Origin of the sequence: Erythrobacter sp. AP23 (assembly GCF_001542855.1) — a bacterium.
Classification (GTDB): domain Bacteria; phylum Pseudomonadota; class Alphaproteobacteria; order Sphingomonadales; family Sphingomonadaceae; genus Qipengyuania.
The window spans coordinates 136,569-154,360 of record NZ_LNBY01000015.1; the positions used below are offsets into that span (position 1 = coordinate 136,569).

At 62.3% G+C, this 17,792-nt stretch carries 21 protein-coding genes and 1 pseudogene; 13 read left to right on the forward strand and 9 right to left on the reverse strand.

Translation table 11 applies throughout. The annotated features are described in order from the left end of the window. Positions 1 to 21: 21 nt before the first annotated feature. Complete coding sequence (mnmE, locus tag ASS64_RS07395; RefSeq protein ID WP_067692092.1) at positions 22 to 1,293, reverse strand: tRNA uridine-5-carboxymethylaminomethyl(34) synthesis GTPase MnmE; 1,272 nt, start codon at positions 1,291 to 1,293, stop codon at positions 22 to 24. Positions 1,294 to 1,308: 15 nt separating this feature from the next. Next, positions 1,309 to 1,572: a DUF6489 family protein gene (locus ASS64_RS07400; RefSeq protein WP_067692095.1), complete on the reverse strand. Its 264-nt coding sequence runs from the start codon at positions 1,570 to 1,572 to the stop codon at positions 1,309 to 1,311. A 99-nt stretch (positions 1,573 to 1,671) separates the two neighbouring features. Here ASS64_RS07400 and ASS64_RS07405 point away from each other — a divergent pair, with 99 nt between their 5' ends. The 3 genes and pseudogenes from ASS64_RS07405 (at position 1,672) to ASS64_RS07415 (ending at position 4,358) form a co-directional block, all read left to right on the forward strand. Continuing rightward, entirely contained in the window at positions 1,672 to 2,370 is a 699-nt protein-coding gene (locus tag ASS64_RS07405) for a dienelactone hydrolase family protein (RefSeq protein WP_067692098.1), read from the forward strand. A 27-nt stretch (positions 2,371 to 2,397) separates the two neighbouring features. Continuing rightward, positions 2,398 to 3,963: pseudogene (locus tag ASS64_RS07410) on the forward strand (FMN-binding glutamate synthase family protein). Continuing rightward, the gene (locus ASS64_RS07415; RefSeq protein ID WP_067692101.1) at positions 3,960 to 4,358 is read left to right on the forward strand and encodes a nuclear transport factor 2 family protein; all 399 of its coding nucleotides are present in this window, start codon (positions 3,960 to 3,962) and stop codon (positions 4,356 to 4,358) included. Before ASS64_RS07410 ends, ASS64_RS07415 begins: the two are co-directional and overlap by 4 nt. Here the strand turns inward: ASS64_RS07415 and ASS64_RS07420 are convergent, their stop codons facing one another. Next, positions 4,359 to 5,777 carry a sensor histidine kinase gene (locus ASS64_RS07420; RefSeq protein ID WP_234002356.1) on the reverse strand — a complete coding sequence of 473 codons (1,419 nt, stop codon included), beginning with the start codon at positions 5,775 to 5,777 and terminating at the stop codon, positions 4,359 to 4,361. It lies immediately after the preceding gene. Between the two features lie 70 nt (positions 5,778 to 5,847). Continuing rightward, positions 5,848 to 7,113 (reverse strand): transcription termination factor Rho, encoded by a 1,266-nt coding sequence (gene rho / locus ASS64_RS07425; RefSeq protein WP_067692107.1) that lies wholly within the window; start codon positions 7,111 to 7,113, stop codon positions 5,848 to 5,850. Between the two features lie 206 nt (positions 7,114 to 7,319). Between rho and ASS64_RS07430 the strand changes: the two genes are divergently transcribed. Continuing rightward, positions 7,320 to 8,276, forward strand: coding sequence for a phosphatase PAP2 family protein (locus ASS64_RS07430; protein WP_067692110.1), 957 nt, complete (start codon positions 7,320 to 7,322; stop codon positions 8,274 to 8,276). On the opposite strand, the gene ASS64_RS07435 is transcribed toward ASS64_RS07430, so the two are convergent. After that, positions 8,263 to 8,706 (reverse strand): CopD family protein, encoded by a 444-nt coding sequence (locus tag ASS64_RS07435; RefSeq protein WP_067692113.1) that lies wholly within the window; start codon positions 8,704 to 8,706, stop codon positions 8,263 to 8,265. The two genes, ASS64_RS07430 and ASS64_RS07435, sit on opposite strands and share 14 nt — an antisense overlap. A gap of 33 nt (positions 8,707 to 8,739) precedes the next feature. Beyond that, positions 8,740 to 9,765, reverse strand: coding sequence for a uroporphyrinogen decarboxylase (gene hemE, locus ASS64_RS07440; protein ID WP_067692115.1), 1,026 nt, complete (start codon positions 9,763 to 9,765; stop codon positions 8,740 to 8,742). Positions 9,766 to 10,042: 277 nt separating this feature from the next. Here hemE and ASS64_RS07445 point away from each other — a divergent pair, with 277 nt between their 5' ends. From ASS64_RS07445 to ASS64_RS07485, 9 genes are all read left to right on the forward strand, one after another. Then, complete coding sequence (locus ASS64_RS07445) at positions 10,043 to 10,927, forward strand: pyruvate, water dikinase regulatory protein (protein ID WP_083508233.1); 885 nt, start codon at positions 10,043 to 10,045, stop codon at positions 10,925 to 10,927. Next, the gene (locus ASS64_RS07450; protein WP_067692119.1) at positions 10,924 to 11,529 is read left to right on the forward strand and encodes a nucleoside triphosphate pyrophosphatase; all 606 of its coding nucleotides are present in this window, start codon (positions 10,924 to 10,926) and stop codon (positions 11,527 to 11,529) included. Before ASS64_RS07445 ends, ASS64_RS07450 begins: the two co-directional genes overlap by 4 nt. Beyond that, complete coding sequence (locus tag ASS64_RS07455; protein ID WP_067692122.1) at positions 11,526 to 12,380, forward strand: shikimate dehydrogenase; 855 nt, start codon at positions 11,526 to 11,528, stop codon at positions 12,378 to 12,380. Before ASS64_RS07450 ends, ASS64_RS07455 begins: the two co-directional genes overlap by 4 nt. Then, entirely contained in the window at positions 12,377 to 12,991 is a 615-nt protein-coding gene (gene coaE / locus ASS64_RS07460) for a dephospho-CoA kinase (protein WP_067692125.1), read from the forward strand. Before ASS64_RS07455 ends, coaE begins: the two co-directional genes overlap by 4 nt. Positions 12,992 to 13,032: 41 nt before the next feature. Then, positions 13,033 to 13,728 carry a DNA polymerase III subunit epsilon gene (dnaQ, locus tag ASS64_RS07465; RefSeq protein WP_067692128.1) on the forward strand — a complete coding sequence of 232 codons (696 nt, stop codon included), beginning with the start codon at positions 13,033 to 13,035 and terminating at the stop codon, positions 13,726 to 13,728. Positions 13,729 to 13,806: 78 nt separating this feature from the next. Beyond that, entirely contained in the window at positions 13,807 to 14,376 is a 570-nt protein-coding gene (gene hpf / locus ASS64_RS07470) for a ribosome hibernation-promoting factor, HPF/YfiA family (RefSeq protein WP_067692131.1), read from the forward strand. Between the two features lie 15 nt (positions 14,377 to 14,391). Further along, entirely contained in the window at positions 14,392 to 14,856 is a 465-nt protein-coding gene (locus ASS64_RS07475) for a PaaI family thioesterase (protein WP_067692134.1), read from the forward strand. Positions 14,857 to 14,861: 5 nt separating this feature from the next. Next, a complete protein-coding gene (locus tag ASS64_RS07480; protein ID WP_067692137.1) occupies positions 14,862 to 15,197 on the forward strand; it encodes a DUF1491 family protein in 336 nt (111 codons plus the stop codon). Between the two features lie 201 nt (positions 15,198 to 15,398). After that, positions 15,399 to 16,058, forward strand: a complete 660-nt coding sequence (locus ASS64_RS07485) for a cell wall hydrolase (RefSeq protein ID WP_067692140.1) — start codon at positions 15,399 to 15,401, stop codon at positions 16,056 to 16,058. Between the two features lie 65 nt (positions 16,059 to 16,123). Here ASS64_RS07485 and xth read toward each other — a convergent pair whose 3' ends face one another. From xth to ASS64_RS07500, 3 genes are read right to left on the reverse strand one after another with little or no spacing between them, the layout of a single operon-like run. Further along, positions 16,124 to 16,909: an exodeoxyribonuclease III gene (gene xth, locus ASS64_RS07490; RefSeq protein WP_067692143.1), complete on the reverse strand. Its 786-nt coding sequence runs from the start codon at positions 16,907 to 16,909 to the stop codon at positions 16,124 to 16,126. Positions 16,910 to 16,947: 38 nt separating this feature from the next. Next, on the reverse strand, positions 16,948 to 17,277 hold the full coding sequence (locus ASS64_RS07495) for an iron-sulfur cluster assembly accessory protein (RefSeq protein WP_067692146.1): 330 nt from the start codon (positions 17,275 to 17,277) through the stop codon (positions 16,948 to 16,950). A 31-nt stretch (positions 17,278 to 17,308) separates the two neighbouring features. After that, positions 17,309 to 17,740 (reverse strand): CBS domain-containing protein, encoded by a 432-nt coding sequence (locus ASS64_RS07500; protein WP_067692148.1) that lies wholly within the window; start codon positions 17,738 to 17,740, stop codon positions 17,309 to 17,311. Positions 17,741 to 17,792: the final 52 nt, after the last annotated feature.

Sequence of the window (17,792 nt, forward strand, 5' to 3'; positions counted from 1 at the left end):
GGCGATGTTTCACGTGGAACATCACTTGCCGATACAGAAGCGCCCGAAGAGCGCGTCGAGCATTTCCTCAGTCGAATCGCGCCCGACAAGTGCGTCCAGCGACTGGCGCGCGCTGCGAAGGTTCTCCGCGGCTACGAGCAGGTCACCCGCAATATCGACCGCTTCGAGATGTTGGGCCGCAGCGAGGGCGAGAGCTTTCTGCCTTCGATTGAAAGCCACGCGATCGACGGGAGGCAGGGTCGCCCTGCCCAACTCCACCAAGCGCTCCAGCAACGCCTCCAGCCCTGCACCGGTTACAGCCGAAACATTTATCACCGAGCTGTCTGTCTTGTCCGACAGGTCCGATTTCGATTGCACCAGCAACGCACCCTTTGGCGCATCGCGTACATCGCCCAGCCAGAGGACGATCTGCCCCGCCGCGATCTCCCGGCGCGCCCGTTCGATGCCGATTTCCTCGATCGCTCCCGCGCCTTGGTCGCGCACCCCCGCGGTATCGACCAGCACGAAAGGTACGCCCGCGATCGAAACAGGTCGTTCGAGCACGTCCCGCGTCGTACCGGCTTCCGCGGTCACGATTGCCGCGTCATCTGCCAGCAATGCATTGAAAAGCGATGATTTTCCTGCATTCGGTGGCCCCGCGAGGACCACCCGGACACCGTCGCGCAGCCGCTCGGCCGCCGGGCGTTCGGCCACTTTTCGAATTTCAGCCACCAGGGCGCGGAGCTGCTCATCGAACGATGCCGGAAGGCTCGCCACATCGTCCTCGTCGGCGAAATCGATCACCGCTTCGACACTGGCGGCCAGACCCAGGATCGAGTCCCGCCAATCCTCAATCCGCCGCGACACGTCGCCACCTGCAGCAAGCAAGGCGCCCCTGCGCTGCAATTCGGTTTCAGCTGCAAGCAAATCGGCGAGACCTTCAGCCTCAGCCAAGTCGATCCGGCCGTTGGTGAACGCCCGCCTTGTGAACTCGCCAGGTTCCGCCTCCCGCAGTCCGTCGATGCATGCGAGTGAGGCCAGAATGGCGGCCACGACTGCCCTGCCCCCGTGGCAATGGATTTCCGCGAGATCCTCGCCAGTGGCAGTGGCCGGTCCGGGGAACCACAGGACGAGAGCGACATCGAGCACGTCACCGTCTGCATCGTGCAATGTGCGCAATCGAGGCGATCGCGCCGGCGGCAGGCTACCGGCAAGCGTCTCCAGCGCCCTGCCTGCATCGATCCCGCTGATCCGAATCACTCCGATACCAGCCGGGGGCGCGCCGCTGGACAGGGCGTAGATCGTGTCGTCCATCGCGCCGCAGCGCCCTCAGTCGTTGTCGGTGGACTTGCCCTGCTGCGCCGAGCGCGCCGCATTGGCACCTTCCATGAAGCTCTGGAACAGTTTGAATCCCGCCTGCCCCATCGGTGCGAGCTGCTTGGCATATTCCTGCAGCTGATCAGTGTTGTTCACACCCTTCATCGCCTTCGACATCATGTCGACATAGACCGCATTGGCCTTGCCCACATCGGGAAGGCCCATAAAGGTCCGCGCCTCTTCGGGCGTACAGTCGATTTCGATATGGACCTTCATCGCGCTTTCTCCGTTATGGCTTGCGAAGCCCTATTTGGGTCCGCATCACGCGTCATGCAAGCATAAGACACCGATTCAACCAAGGGAGCCGACCAGCCCATGAGCGAGACCGTCACGATTTCCACCCTGTCCGGCAGCGAGACCTTTACCGCCTATGTCGCGCGACCGGCAGATGCGCCAAAAGCCGCAATCCTCGTCATCCAGGAGATATTCGGCGTGAATGCGGGCATCCGCCGCAAATGCGACAAGCTGGCCGAAGAAGGCTATCTGGCGGTGGCCCCCGACCTGTTCTGGCGGCTCGAACCCGGCGTCGAACTCGATCCCGATGTCGAGCCCGAATTCCAGCGCGCGCTCGATCTGATGGGCAAGTTCGACCAGGATCAGGGCATCCGCGATATCGAAGCGACGATCCACCATATCCGCCGCGAGGAAGGCGTGCCCAAGGTCGGCTGCGTCGGCTACTGCCTCGGCGGACGGCTCGCCTTCATGACCGCCGCGCGCACCGATGTGAATGCGAGCGTCGGCTATTACGGCGTCGGCATCGATGGCCTACTCGGCGAAAAGCACGCAATCGCACATCCGCTGATGCTGCATATCCCGACCGAGGACGGCTTCGTCGACAAGGATACGCAGAAAGCCATGCATGACGGGCTCGACGACCACCCAAAGGTCACGCTGCACGATTATGAAGGCCTCGACCACGGATTTGCGACCGAATTCGGCAAGCGGCGCTCGAAGGAAGCCGCGCAACTGGCCGACAAGCGCACTTCGGAGTTCTTCGCGCAGCACCTCGCCTGACACGTGGAGCACATCCCCTTCCGCTATATCGTACCCGCCGGACTGCTGGCATCGATCGGGCTGGCTTGGTGGTGGGAGCCAGCGCATTGGGCGCTGTGGGCCCTCTTTCCGCTAACGGCACTGGCGCTGTGGGATTTCATCCAGCACGAACACACGCTGCGGCGCAATTACCCCCTGCTTGGGCGCATCCGCTGGCTGATGGAAGATCTGCGACCCTTTGCTCAGGCCTATATCGTCGAGGACGATCTCGACGGGCGCCCATTCAGCCACCAGGCCCGCGCGCTGGTCTATGCCCGCGCCAAGGGCGATCTCGATTCGCACCCCATGGGCACCGAACTCGACGTCTACTCCGACGAATACGAATGGCTCAGCCACTCGATCGTGCCCAAGCCTGATGTTCCCGAGCATTGGCGAGTGGTTGTCGGCGCAGGGGCCTGCAGCCAGCCCTATTCCAGCGCCTTGCTCAATATCTCGGCAATGAGCTTCGGGTCGCTTTCTGCCCGCGCGATCGAAGCGCTCAACGCCGGGGCCGCGCTGGGCGGCTTTGCGCATAATACCGGCGAAGGGGCGATCAGCCGCTATCACCGTTCGCCCGGCGGCGACCTGATCTGGGAATTGGGCAGCGGCTACTTCGGTGCGCGCAGGCCCGATGGAAACTTCGATCCCGACCAGTTCCGCGACAATGCCCGCGACGCGCAGGTCAAGATGATCGAAATCAAGCTCAGCCAGGGCGCTAAGCCAGGCCATGGCGGGGTCCTGCCCGGCGCCAAGGTGACCAAAGAAATAGCCGAAGCGCGCGGCGTACCGGTGGGCGAAACGGTCACGTCGCCAGCCGCCCACCCCGCCTTTGCAACACCCATCGAGATGCTCGAATGGCTCGCAGAATTGCGCGAGCTGTCGGGTGGCAAACCGGTCGGGCTTAAACTGTGCGTCGGGCAGCCGCACGAACTCTTCGCGATCGGAAAGGCGATGCTGGAGACGGGTCTGCATCCCGACTTCATTACCGTGGATGGTGCCGAAGGCGGGACGGGGGCCGCGCCGCTCGAACTGTCCAATTAGGTGGGCATGCCGCTGCGCGAGGGGCAGATCATGGTCCGCAATATGCTGGTCGGCTTGGCCCTGAAGGAGAAGGTCAAGATAGCAGCGTCGGGTAAGCTGCATTCGGGCGCGCAACTGGCCAAGGCCTTCGCACTGGGTGCAGACTGGTGCAATGCCGCACGTCCGTTCATGTTCGCGCTCGGCTGCGTCCAGTCGATGAACTGTCACAAGGGCACCTGTCCAACCGGCGTTGCCACGCAGAAGGCCTGGCGCCAGCGCGGGCTGGTGGTGGAAGACAAGGCCCCGCGCGTCGCCCGCTTCCAGCGTCAGACCGTCCACTCGCTACGCGAAATCGTCGTCGCTATGGGCCTGTCGAGCCCGTGGGAGATCACCCCACACGATATGCGCGAACGCTTGAACGGCGCGCGTTCGGATGCCATCGATCGCATTTACACCTTCCTCGAGCCGGGCCAGCTGCTCGAGGATCCCGATGCGACACCCTATGCCCCGCACTGGCACGCCGCGCGGGCCGACACGTTCCGGAGAACCCAATGAGTGCGACGATCGGCCTGAAACGCTGGCACGAAGTTATCGACAATGGCAGCTCGGCCGAAGACCTCGCCGCAATCATCCACGAGGATGCGGTGTTCCACTCGCCCGTCGTGCATACTCCGCAAAAGGGCCGCCCGATCGTCGTCGCCTATCTAGCGGCCGCCGGAAACACGCTCGGCAACGACAGTTTCGAATATGTCCGCGAGCTGATCGACGGCGAGAATGCCATGCTCGAATTCACCACCGAGATGGACGGCATCCACGTCAACGGAATCGATCTCATCCGCTTCGACGAAGACGGCATGATCGTCGACTTCAAGGTGATGGTGCGTCCGCTGAAGGCAGTTAACAAGGTGTGGGAGCAGATGGCTGCCATGCTCGAGAAGATGAAAACCTGATCAGCTTTTCGCATCCGCGTCGGGGAGCGGCATGGTCAAGCTGAAGGCCGTTCCGCGGGGTCGTTTCAAATAGCCGACCTCGGCATTGAGCTGCATGGCCAAGGCACGAACGATCTGGCGTCCGAGACCAGTGCCCTGATCCTTGGGTCCTGCATCCACACCCACGCCATCGTCGTAGATCGTCAGCGACAAATGACCGTCGGCAATTTTCGTGTCGACCGACACGGTTCCACCGCTGCCGGAAGGAAACCCGTATTTGACCGCATTCATTGCGATCTCGACCAGAATCAACCCAAGCGGGACCGAGTACTCGACAGCCAGTTCTACCTCGCCGCCCCTCTTGCAAAACTCGAAATCGATGCCGTCGCGCTGCCCAACGCTGGCCACGACATGGGTAAGCAGATCCTCGAGATAACCGACGATCTCGACCCGGTCGTGCGCGCTCGTCTTGTACAACCGCTCATGCACTCTGGCGACGGTCTCCACCCGCCCCCTAGCCTCGCGCAAATGGGCGGTGAGGTCATCGTCGCCCGAACTCTCCTGGAGTTCCAGTAGCGACGTGATGATGTGCAAGCTGTTCTTCACCCGGTGATTGACCTCGTGAAGAAGCACGTCCTTCGTCTTGAGTGCGGCGGCGAGATCGCGCTCGGCACGCTTGCGATCGGTAATATCGAGAGATGCGAGGAACAGCCGTTCGCGTGTTCCGCTCATCTTGGTGATAGTCGTGACGAACCAGCGGTCGTTGCCGTCCGTATTCCACGGGTATTCCACGATTATCGGCTCGTCGGAAACGGCCGCCCTCCGCAGATCCGCAATCACGGTTTGTGCGCGTCGATCGCCGAGGATCGTCCGGCCTGACTGTCCCGTCAGAACCTCCAGCCCGAACGCCTTCGCCATCCGGCTGTTGCCCATGACGAGCGTGAAGTCCTCTGCCATGAGGTCGATCACCGCGGCGTAGACGCCGGCCGTCTCGAAGAAGGCGCGGACCGTCTCCTCGCTCTCACGCAATTCGCTGCGTGCCCTGAAACTCTCGGTCTCGTCCCGAATCGTCAGGACCGCCCCGATTTGCTCACCATCGGCGCCCAGCAACGGCTTGGCCGAACCCACGGCATAGACCTCGGTCCCATCGGGTCGCCGGATGACCCAGGGGGCGTCGACAACCGTCTCCCCGCCCACCGCGCGCGCGAGCGGCAAATCCTCGAACGGGTGCGGCTCACCTTCCAGCGTGAAGAGGTGATAGCGATCCGAATAGTCTTTCGGCTCCACATCGAGCTCGGCCACGCCATGCATGGCCCTTGCGGCCTCGTTGACAAATCGGATCGCCCCGGCCGCATCGGTAACGATGATGCCCTCGCGCAACTGGTCGAGCACCACCGTGGATGCAACCTGGCCGAGATCGAATACGGGCAGCGATGTCACCACTGCGCCCTATCACAAGAAGTTGTAACAAGTGGTGAAAATTGTCGTCCGCGGGCCCGAGGCCGAGAACCTACTGGTTCATCGTCGCGAAGAAGTCCTCGTTGGTCTTCGAATCCTTCATCTTGTCGAGCAGGAATTCCATCGCGTCGACCGTGCCCATCTGCATGAGGATACGGCGCAAGACCCACATCTTCGACAGCTTGTCCTTCTCGACCAGCAGCTCTTCCTTGCGGGTACCGGATTTGCCGACGTCGAGCGCCGGGAAGATGCGCTTGTCGGCAACCTTGCGATCGAGCACGATTTCCGAGTTACCCGTGCCCTTGAACTCTTCGAAGATAACCTCGTCCATACGGCTGCCGGTATCGATCAGCGCGGTGGCGATGATCGAGAGCGAGCCGCCTTCCTCGATGTTGCGGGCAGCGCCGAAGAAGCGTTTCGGGCGCTGCAGCGCGTTCGCATCGACACCGCCGGTCAGCACCTTGCCCGAGCTCGGGACCACTGTGTTGTAGGCTCGGCCCAGACGCGTAATCGAATCGAGCAGGATCACGACATCCTGCTTGTGCTCCACGAGACGCTTGGCTTTCTCGATCACCATTTCCGCGACCTGGACGTGGCGGTTGGCCGGCTCGTCGAAGGTCGAGGAGATGACCTCGCCCTTCACGCTGCGCTGCATGTCGGTGACTTCTTCCGGGCGCTCATCGACCAGCAGGACCAGCAAGAAGACTTCCGGGTGATTGTCGGTGATCGCCTTGGCGATATTCTGCAGCAGTACGGTCTTACCGGTGCGCGGCGGCGCGACGATCAGCGCACGCTGGCCCTTGCCCTGCGGGCTGATGATGTCGATCACGCGCGCCGACTTGTCCTTCACCGTCGGATCGAGCGTGTCGAGCGACAGCTTCTCTTCCGGATAGAGCGGGGTGAGGTTGTCGAAATTGGTCCGGTGGCGGACTGCTTCCGGCTCGTCGAAATTGACCTTGTAGAGCGTGGTAAGCGCGAAGTAGCGTTCGCCTTCCTTGGGCGCGCGGATTTCGCCCTCCACCGTATCGCCGGTGCGCAGGCCCCATTTGCGGACCTGGTTGGGCGAGACGTAGATATCGTCGGGACCGGCGAGATAGTTGGCTTCCGGGCTACGCAGGAAGCCGAAGCCATCCTGAAGCACCTCGATGGTGCCGATGCCCATGATCTTTTCTTCGTATTCCTCATCCTCGGCCAGTTCGCGCAGGATGCAGAACATCAGGTCCTGGCGGCGCATGGTCGAGGCCCCCTCGACGCCCAGCTCCTCGGCCATCGCGACCAGATCTGCCGGGGTTTTCTCTTTCAAATCCTTGAGATGCATGTGTTTTTACTCGGTATTCTCGGTTTGGATGGCCGGCAGGTCGGTATGGGCTTGGAGAAAGCGGACCCGGCCTCGTCAGCATGCGAGGCCCGTAGCCGGTGGATGAGGTTGAATTAGGCCTGTCGAGGAAGCACGTCAATTCGCTTTCGGCTCAACTCGTCCGGCCGGAAAGAAAATCTCAATCACAATCTCATAGGACGGGTCACATGGAAGCGTTGTCCGTTTCGCAGACCCTGGTCCCCGCGACACCTCCGCGCGAGAACGCCTTTCTTACGCTGTCGGTTGCAAGTCGCCCGGCACTGTTCATCGCTCTGGCCCTCGCGCTGAGCAGCGCTGTTGCCTTCGCGCTGCTTCCGGTGCTGCACGACTGGGCCGAGCTTGGTCCGGTGTGGATTGGGCTTGTTGGCCTTGCAGCCATGGGGCGATGTATAGAATTGCATCGATCGGAAGTGATCGGCGCCTGCTTTCAGCTGCTTTCCGCCTTCTTTTTGATATGCTTGCTCGGCTCGCTTGCTGGATCGGTCCTGGCAACGACCGCCATGCCGCTGGTGGACCCGATGCTCGCGCGCGCCGATGCCGTGATCGGCTTCGATTGGCTGGCGACATTCCAGGCGTGGGAAACGGTCCCCAACCTCTATTTTAGCCTGTCCGTCATCTATTCCTCGCTGGCATGGCAGCCGGTGGTGCTGCTCGGTCTGCTTGCCGCGTCTGGGCGGATCGATGCCGCATGGCAGTTCCTGACCGCCTGGGGGCTTTCCCTGTTGACGGCGACGCTGATTTTTCCCTTCTTTCCGGCCCATGCGAACTTCGTGATCCACGGGATCGACCCGGGCGATGCTCCGGAAATACTCGTACCAGCAGGATGGCTCTTGGCGGAGACTTTCGACAGCCTACGCGCGGGCGCAATCGTCCTGATAGGTCGCGAGCATCTCGACGGTCTGGTCACCTTTCCCAGCTTTCATACCAGCGCGGCAATCCTCCTCGCCGCGGGGTTTGCGTATCTTCGAAGGCTGGCATGGCCATTCGCGATCTGGAACGCGCTGATGGTAGTTTCGGCCGTTTTCGTCGGCGCGCACTACCTCGTCGATGTTCTCGCTGGGATCATCGTGGCACTTGGCGGCCTGCTTGCCGCACAGCGCCTGGTCCCCGTTAAAAGGGTTTGACGACAACCAGAACGACGATGATCGCCAGCGCGATGCCGGGAAACTCGCCCCAGAGCCTCAACTGTTTTTCGGTCATCGGTCGTTCGCCCGCGACCATTTTCTTGGACCGGGCGACAATGATGCCGTGAAACGCCGTCAGGAGCACGACAACGAGCAGTTTGGCGTGGAACCAGCCCTGGTCCCATGCACCGATCGCCATGGCCAGCAGGAGGCCCAGGATCCACACGACGATAAGACTCGGGGTCAGTATGACCTTGCGTAGCAGCCCCATCCGCTTCGCCCACAGAGCCGATTCCTCCGAGTTCGGCGTCACCGGGTGGAGATAGATCATCTGGCGCGGCAGCATGAACAATCCTGCCATCCAGAACACCATGAAAATGATGTGGCCGGCCTTCAGCCAGTAATACGTCATCCCAAGCACATCCTGCATCGATGATCCATGTAGGGTCCGCTAACGCTCACGTCACCCTTCGAATGAGCGCACCACACCGATCAGCCGCTCCACATGGGCGATCGGTGTGCGGCGGTCGATCCCGTGTCCGAGATTGAACACGTGCGGCCGGTCGGCAAAGGCTTCGAGAATGAGGCGCGCACGCTCTTCCAGACGGTCGCCGCCGGCCAGCAGCAGCAGCGGATCGAAATTGCCCTGCACCGGCATGTTCGCCGGCAATTCGCGCGCCACCCATTGCGGATCGAGAGTCTCGTCGACACCGACCGCCTGAACGCCCGTCTCGCGGGCATAGCCAGGTAGTTTTTCACCCGCACCCTTCGGAAAACCGATGATCGGCGTCGTGGGATGCCGCTCGCGCAAAGCCGCAACGATCCGCGCGTTGGGCGCTATCACCAATCGTTCGAATTCATCGGGTGCCAGGCTCCCTGCCCAACTGTCGAACAGTTGCACTGCCTCGGCACCTGCCTCGATCTGACCAGAAAGATATTCGATGGTCTCGGCGACGATCCGCTCGAGAATGGCGTCCAACCTGGTCGGATCGCGATAGGCCAGAGCGCGCGCCTCGTGCTGGTCGCGACTGCCTTCGCCGGCGACCATATAGGTCGCGACGGTCCAGGGGCTGCCGGCAAAGCCAAGCATGGTGACGCCTTCGGGCAGGCGCTGGCGGCAAAGTCGCACGGTCTCGTAGATCGGATCGTAGCGCGATTGGTCGGGAGTCAGCCCGTCGAGCGCAGCATCGACCAGCGGCGGCGACAGCTTGGGGCCCTCGCCGGCCAGGAACTCCAGGTGCTGGCCCATCGCATGCGGCACGATGAGAATGTCGGAAAAGAGGATCGCTCCGTCGAAGCCGAAGCGGTCGATCGGCTGCAAGGTAATCTCGCAGGCTGCCTCGCTGTCGTAGGCCATGGCGAGGAACCCGCCCTTCTTCTCCCGCAGCGCGCGATATTCGGGCAGGTAGCGACCCGCCTGGCGCATGAGCCAGAGTGGGACGCGATCCGCGCGCTTGCCGTTCAGCGTATCGAGAAGGAGACCGGGCATCGAGGAGTCCAATCCAATAAATAATGATATTTATAATAGGGTTGAAGGAGTCTGTTGGCCCTGTGGATTTCAGGGATAAGCCGCTCCTGCCCGATTTCTCCCGCGCTGCAAAGGCCCGAGACCGGATTGCGACTCGCCAGCCGCCATGAGTCGAGTCGAACTTTTGCCCATTGTCCCCACCCTGCGCAAAACTCGTATTTGGTGTGCGGGAATCGCCCCGCGAAGGACTCGCAGCGGGAAGGGTTTTCCATCCCGAACTTGTCGCCAGCTTTCTCCCGTGGTTTATGCCAGCGTTCTCCACAGGCCGCAGAGCATCGAAATTTCCAACCGCGTCCATCTTCACCTGCTGTCCGATTCCACCGGCGAAACGCTCGAAATGCTCGCCAAGGCCGCGCTCGCGCAGTTCGAGGATGCCAATGTCGTGCGCCATTTCTGGCCGATGGTGCGCAGCCGTCAGCATCTCGAGAGGATCCTGCCCGAGCTCAAGACCAATCCGGGTCTCGTCCTGTTCACGCTGGTCAATCCGGAAACCCGCGACCGGTTGGAAGAGGCCTGTACGCAGCTGGGCCTGCCCGCCGTGCCGATTCTCGATCGGGTGACCGAGGCGCTTGAAAAGGCTCTCGGGCAGGAAGCGCATGGCCGACCCGGCCGGCAGCACGCGATGGATCAGGCCTATTTCAATCGGGTCGAGGCGATTCAGTTCACCATCGCGCATGACGACGGGATCGGCTGGGAGAACTGGGAGGAGGCGGATATCGTTCTTGCCGGCGTTTCGCGCAGCTCCAAGACGCCGACCAGCATCTACCTTGCCAATCGCGGCTACAAGGTCGCCAATATCCCGCTGGTGGTCGAAAGCCCGCCTCCGCCCAAGCTGTTCGAACTGAAGCATCCGATGGTCGTCGGCCTAACGACCGCACCCGAGCGCCTGGTTCAGATCCGGCGGAATCGCCTGCTGACTCTCAACGAGGAACGCGAGACGGATTATGTCGACAACGATCGGGTAAGGGACGAGGTCAAATTTGCTCGGCGCATGTTCGCCGACAATGGCTGGGCGGTGATCGACGTTACGCGACGTTCGATCGAAGAAACCGCTGCCGCCGTGATACGGCTGTACAATGAGCGCGAAGCGCGCGGGACGCGCCAGGGAGCCAAGCCGATATGAACGGGATTTCGGGAAACGGGATCGTGCTTGCTTCGAACAGCGCCTCGCGCAAGGCGATGCTGGAGGCGGCGGGAATCGCTTTCACCGCCGAGAGTGCGGATGTCGACGAACGCGCACTCGAGGCCGAAATGGATGGCGCGGAGCCTGCCGAAATCGCACAGGCACTTGCCGCGGCCAAGGCAGTGGCCGTTTCGGAGGCACGACCCGAAGCCTTAGTGCTGGGTTCGGATTCGCTGGTCGAGGTCGACGGCAAGCGATTCGACAAGCCCGCCAGCCGCGAGAATGCTGCCGAGCATCTGGGTCGATTTTCTGGCAAGGTGATGACCCTGCACAGTGCCGCGGCGCTTGCGCGGGGAGGGCGCATCGTCTGGATCGGCTCCGATTTCGCTCGCCTGCGGGTGCGCGAGTTGAGCGATGATTTCATTGCAGCTTATCTCGATGTCGAATGGCCCGCAGTTTCCTATTGCGTCGGCGTGTTTCGGATCGAGGGTCCGGGCGTGCAATTGTTCGAGAGCATCGCGGGCGACCAGTTCACCGTACTCGGAATGCCGTTGCTGCAGGTTCTCGACGCTCTACGCGAGGAAGGTGCGTTACCGTCGTGACACAATATGCCGAAGTGATCGGCGATCCCATTCGCCAGTCCAAATCCCCCGTGATCCACGGCTTCTGGATCGAGAAATTGGGCCTCGACGCGGAATATCGCGCGGCCCTTGTACCCGAAGGCGGGCTCGGCGAATACCTCGCCTCGCGCCGCGGCGATAACGACTGGTGCGGGTGCAACGTCACCATGCCGCACAAGCAGGCGATCATACCGCTGCTCGACCGGCTGGAGCCGCTCGCAAAACGCATCGGCGCGGTGAACACGGTGGTGAAGGCGCCCGATGGCAAGCTGGTCGGGCGCAATACCGATGTCGCGGGGTTCCTCGAACCGCTGGCCGAGCGGCTACGCGAACAGCATTACTTTCGCATGGGCCGCGTGCTCGGAACCGGGGGCGCAGCGCGCGCGATCGTGGCCGGTCTTGTAAAGGAGGGCTTCACGCTGGTTCTGGCTGGGCGCAATCCCGACAAGGCGCGCGCACTGCTGGAAGAGCTTGCTCCCGGGGGAGAGCACCATGCGGCCCCGCTCGATCATTTTGCCTCTGCCACCGATTACGACTTCGACGATCGCGAGGGCTGCTGCGACCTGGTCGTCAACGCCTCGCCGCTCGGAATGCGGGGCCAACAGCCTCTCACCTTCCATTGGAGCCACGCCCCTCCCGGCTCCATCGCCTACGATATCGTCACCGACCCGGTCGACACCGCGTTCCTGAAGTCCGCGCGTGCGGCCGGCTTCGAAACCATCGATGGACTTGCAATGCTGATTGGCCAGGCCGCCGCGGCCTTTACCCATTTTTTCGGTGTCGCACCGCCGCGCGGAGACGACGGCGAATTGCGCGAAAGGCTTCTGGCATGAGCCGCCCCCTGATCGTGGGCCTGACCGGATCGATCGGCATGGGCAAATCGACCGTTGCGGCGATGTTCGAGGCGGCGGGCGTGCCGGTGTTCGATGCCGACGCCGAAGTGCGCGCGATGCAAGGGCCGGATGGCGAACTTGTGCCCGCGATCGAAGCGGCCTTTCCCGGCAGTACCGATGAAGGCGGGGTTTCGCGCGAAAAGCTGGGGGCACTGGTTTTCGGTGATCCAGAAAAACTTGCCCGCCTCGAGGCGATTGTCCACCCGGCCGTCGCGGCGAAGCGCGAGGCGTTCCTGATCGAACACGCCGGGGCACCCGTGGTGGTCTTCGACATTCCATTGCTGTTCGAAAAGGGAGGTGCCGGATCTGTCGATCGGGTGGTGGTCGTTTCCGCCCCGGCCGAAACGCAGAGAGAGCGCGTATTGGCCCGCCCAGGCATGACCGAGGAGAAGTTTGCGCATATTCTAGAGTTACAGACACCCGACGCACAGAAGCGTGCCCGCGCCGATCATGTGATCGATACCGGAACGACGCTCGAACAGACCGAGGATGCGGTCATCGCGCTCGCCGCCGAGCTGCGCGCCGAGAGCGCTGCGCGACAGGCGTTGTAACCCCCTTGTAATCTGAGTGCGCGAGGCCGATAGGAGACTCGATGCGCGAAATCGTATTCGACACCGAAACCACCGGCCTCGACCCCAAGACGGGGGACCGGATGGTCGAGATCGGTTGCATAGAGATGGTCAATCTCGTGCCGACGGGCGAGAGCTACCACGCCTATTTCAATCCCGAGCGCGATATGCCCGCAGGAGCCGAGGCCGTACACGGACTTTCCGCGGCGTTTCTCTCGGACAAGCCGCTGTTCCGCGACCTTGCGGCGGAGCTGCTCGACTTCATGGGCGATTCGCCACTGGTCGCGCATAATGCGGGCTTCGATTTCGGCTTTCTCAATGCCGAACTGACGCTCATCGACCGGGAGCCGGTCTGCACCAGCCGAATGGTCGACACGGTGGCACTGGCGCGCAAGCGACATCCGGGGGCGAAGCTCTCGCTCGATGCACTCTGCTCGCGCTACGGCATCGATCGCAGCCACCGCGTGAAACACGGCGCACTGCTCGACGCCGAGCTGCTCGCGCAGGTCTATGTCGAACTCAGGGGCGGACGCCAGATCGGGCTTGAACTTGCGGCGGAGGCAAGCGCCTTGGAGACCGTGCCGGCAATCCAGACATCCGCCGTGCGCAAGGCACCTGTCGGACCTCGCCGCGAACCGCGAGTGCATCGTCCGAGCGAAGCAGAGCTGGCCCGGCACAGGGAATTCATGGCCGGGATCGAGAACCCGCTATGGAGTTAGGGTGTGGACCATCGGAAACCGACCGCGGCGCCGGTGCTTTGGAATCGTCCGGGGGACGGTAAAGGAGAAGACGAGAAGATGGATATTCGTGTTTCCGGCCACCAGATCGATACCGGTGCGGCCCTGCAGGAGCATGTCGGCGATCGTTTGAACTCCATCGTCGAGAAGTACTTCAATCGCGCGATCTCTTCGCATGTCACCTTCGGCAAGGGGCCGGGAGGCTCCTTCACGTCGGATATCGTAACGCATGTGATGCAGGGGCTGATCCTCAAAGGTCATGCCGAGGCGCATGATGTGCACCAGGCCTTCGATGCCGCTGCCGGGAAGATCGAAAAGCAGTTGCGCCGTTACAAGCGGCGCATTCAGGATCGCCACCAGCAGGCCGCGCATGCGGTGCGCGAGGAAGAGGCAGCCTACACCATCCTGGCGGCGCCGGAGCCCGACAATGACGAGGAACTCGCCTCGGACAGCCCGCCGGTGATTGCCGAGACCAAGGCGATGATTCCCGAATGCAGCGTGGCCGATGCGGTCATGCTGCTCGATTTGCAGAATACCAACGGCCTGTTGTTCAAGAACGCGGGCAGCGGAGACCATAATATGGTCTATCGCCGCCATGACGGGTCGATCGGCTGGGTCGAACCGGGCTGAGGAGACCAGGCAGCGATGAGCGGGGCCGCGACCAGCGGGGCGGAGCGTCATTATCGAGCGCTCGAGAGCCTCTATGCATCGGCGCCGGTCAACGCGCTGTTTTCCTCTAAGCTTGAAATCACGGGCGAAGGCGCTGCGCGTATCACGTTCGACGTGACCGAAGAGGTCTACCACGCGGCAGGCGCGGCGCACGGCACGATCTACTTCAAGATGCTCGACGACGCCGGGTTCTATGCCGCCAATACCTTCGTAACCGACCGCTTTCTCCTCACGACCTCGTTCAATCTTCATTTCACCAAACCCGTGCGGGTCGGCGAGGTGGTGGCCGAGGGCCGCTGGGTGAGCGGGCGCAAGCGCGTGTTCGTTGCCGAATCGCGACTGGTCGATGGCGAGGGGGATGAGATCGGTCGCGGCACGGGCACATTCATGCGCTCGCACATCCCTTTGTCGAGCCTGCCCGGCTATCGCGCAAATCCCTGATTCGCGTGGTCGCTCGCCTACCCGCCCATGTCGAGGTTTCCGGCTTTATCCGCGCGGTCGAAGCTGCGGGGGGCTTCGGCATGGTGCTTCAGAAGGGCGAAAGGGACGCTGGGGTCATCCTCATATTAACCACGCATAGTGGCAGAAATACCCGCCTCTGGGAGCGAATGCCGCAGCTCGACGGGTCGCGCGCATTCGTTTGCACACGCGAGCAAGGCGATGAAAACAAAAAAGATTTCGATGATTATGTGGCGAAGCGACGCAATTCGGACCCGGATTGCTGGGTGGTCGAACTGGACGTCGAAAATGCGGAACGTTTCGTCGCAGCGGCGACACATTAACTTGACTTGATTTCATTTGCGACTATTTGGCCGCCAACTTCGATGCGCAGGCGGCGTAGGACGGCAATGGGGTCGGTACGCTAGCACGCAGACGGGGGGTGGCCGGCAGGCCCGCTAACGGATCCGCTTACAAGGACGCAATCAACGCGCCAAGGGTCCCAGCCTGCGACAGACCGCCAACCGCTTAGTTGTCAGCAAATAATGGTTCGCAAGTTTACCGGTTTCACCGCGGTTGTCGCGGCGATCGCCCTTACCACGTTTGCCGGAGCGGAAGGTTCCGGCGCCAACGCCCAGGTTGCGGCTGAAGCAGCCGAAATCAGTGCTCCCGAGGCTCCGCTCACGGAAGAAGTGGTGCCCGTCTTCGTCGAGAAGGAAGTGGTGCAGGAGCTTTCCGACGATGTGGAGAATCAATCCGAGATTCTCGCCGCCGATGCACCGCAGGCAGACAGCCTGCGCGAGCTCGTCGCTGCCATGCCTGCCACTGGCCAGCTCTCGGAAGAGCTGCATTGCCTCGCCGGCGCCGTCTACTTCGAATCGCGCGGCGAGCCGCTCGACGGCCAGCTTGCCGTGGCACAGGTGGTCATGAACCGCGCCGAGGATCGTCGCTGGCCTTCGAGCTATTGTGGCGTCGTTTACCAGCGCGCGCAGTTTTCGTTCGTGAAGAATGGCCGTATGCCGCGCATTCGCACAGGCTCGAAGGCCTGGAAGCGTGCGCAGGCGATCGCCCGCATCGCCCATCGCGGCCTGTGGGACAGCAGCGCCAGCGATGCGGTCTATTTCCACGCGAACTACGTGCGTCCCGGCTGGAGCCGTCGCAAGGTCGCAGTCGCCACCATCGACACGCACGTCTTCTACCGCTGAGTTAGCAATCCGGAATTCGAACGCAGGGGCCGTCACGCAAGTGGCGGCCCTCATGCTTCGCGTCGTCAGTCGCGCAGTTCGACCCAGACGGGTGCGTGATCGCTGGCTTTCTCGCGTCCGCGGTACGCCTTGTCGACGCCCGCTGCACCCATCCGGTCGGCGAGCTCGGGCGACAAGAGCAGATGGTCGATGCGAAAACCGTGATCGCGCTGCCACGCACCGGCCTGATAATCCCAATAGGTCCATACGCCGCCGCGCGGATTGAGCATATCGATCGCATCGGTCCAGCCATCGGCCAGCAACCGCGCGTAGGAATCGCGCGATTCAGGCTGCATCAAAGCATCCGAGGCCATTGCGCGAACAGACCAGACATCCTTGTCCTCGGGAATCACGTTGAAATCGCCGAGCACCACAGCTGGAACCTGCTCGTTCCAGATCGTGTGCATGCGTTCGCGCAGCTTCTTCATCCAGGCGAGCTTGTAGTCGAACTTCGGCCCGGGATGCGGATTTCCGTTGGGCAGGTAGAGGTTGCAAATGCGCACACCCCTCACCTCGGCCTCGAGATAGCGGGCCTGCTCGCCCTCGCCGTCCTTCGGTCCATCGATACCCAACCCGCGCTGGATTTCGTTGGGCTTTTCACCATCGGCAAGGATGGCCACGCCATTGAAGCTCTTCTGCCCGTGCCAGATAGCCTGATAGCCGATGCTCTCGAATTCTTCGGCCGGAAAACTTTCGTCCATCGTCTTGATTTCCTGCAGGCAGGCGACGGCGGGGCGCGTTTCCTCGAGCCATTCCTTGAGGCGCGGCAGGCGCGCCTTGATGCCGTTGATATTGAAGCTGGCGATACGCATGCCGGGCCTGATGCCCGAAACGCTCACGCGGGTCTAATCTAAATCCCGAAACTCGACCCGCAGCCGCAACCGGCTGCGGCTTGCGGATTCTCGACGCGAAACGCCGCCCCGCCGAGCGACTCGACGAAATCCACCGTGCTTCCTGCAACGAGGTCGAGGCTTACCGAATCGACCACCAGCTTCACTCCATCGCGTTCGCTGACCAAGTCGTCCGCTTCGGGTTCGTCCGCTAGGCCGAACCTGTACTGGAAACCCGAACATCCGCCGCCTTCCACCGACAGGCGCAGGATAGCGGGTTTCGCCTGCTTCGAAGCGATGGCGGAAATACGCGCGGCGGCGGCATCGGTGAGTGTAGGAGCGGTGGTCATATGCCTGATGTAGTGCGCCGGACCGGTCGTCTCAAGCCGTCTGGATATACTCGCGCAGCGCTTCGGCCTCGTGTTCGATCTCGTCGAGCCGGGCCTTGACCAGGTCGCCTATGGAAATGAAGCCGCACATGGTTTCGCCGTCGACCACTGGAAGGTGGCGAATTCGCCGTCTCGTCATGAGGCCCAGGGCGTTGAGAACCAGCGTGTCGCGCTCGACCGTAATGGGTGGGGCGGTCATCACTTCTCCCAGTGGACGCGAGAGACAGGCTTCGCCCTCTTCCGCGAGGCGATAGATCACATCGCGTTCGGAAAAAATTCCAGCGACCTTGCCGTTATCGATCACCGGCAGCGCACCGATGCGCTTCGAGGCAAGCATCGCCACCGCATCACGGACCGGCATGTCGATTGAACAGGAGACGATGTCCGAACTCGCTCGCCCTTCGATCAACCTGCCAATTTCCATGCGCCCTATCCTCCAGCTGCGAGCGCCCAGAATGCCACCACCTACGCAAAAA